Genomic DNA, 614 nt, shown 5'->3' on the forward strand with positions numbered 1-614 from the left:
ATCCACATAAGCCTCTAGTTCGTCTTCTTCAAGATGTTTGAAGACATCTGATTTAAGAATTTCAACGTAATCTTCACGGCGATAATTAAAGGGACGGTCGCTTAAAGGATGACGAGCAATCAAGCGTTGGTCACAATAGACTTTAAGGTCCTCTTGTTCTTTTTCACAGGTTACGGTCTGTCCAATATATTTAACCGGCACTGAATATTTACGCCCTTCAAAGATCACAAGTGCCTCTTTAGAGACTTTTCGAGTCAAAGGAACACTCAATTGACTATAAACTTTGAGAAGCTCTAAATCAAAAGCCTTGAGATTCAACGCCTCTTGGTCAAGACGTTCAGAAGGTGAGGTTCCAATCGCTTGAGAGATTTCTTTATGATTCAAATCTTCCATCAATTGTTGGACCAGTGCTTGTAATTCTTCAAGGTCTTCAAACTCATTGTTAAAGACAAGCAGGCGGTCAACAGTTCTCGCAAGCGCTTCTACTTTACCTTTGGTTTGAGGTCTGAATGGCCGACAAGCAATGGGTTTAAATCCAGCATCTTTTGCATACTGCCTGAATCGTTCATTGAAAACAACATTTGAGAATTGACTTTTAGAATGGTCCACCACTG

General features: G+C 40.2%; 1 pseudogene. It reads right to left on the reverse strand.

What is annotated here, in order from left to right:
* Positions 1-614: pseudogene (istA, locus tag FDX22_RS22605) on the reverse strand (IS21-like element IS712 family transposase); the annotation flags it as partial.

It is taken from the genome of Citrobacter sp. TBCS-14 (assembly GCF_005280805.1).
Lineage (GTDB): Bacteria > Pseudomonadota > Gammaproteobacteria > Enterobacterales > Enterobacteriaceae > Citrobacter > Citrobacter gillenii.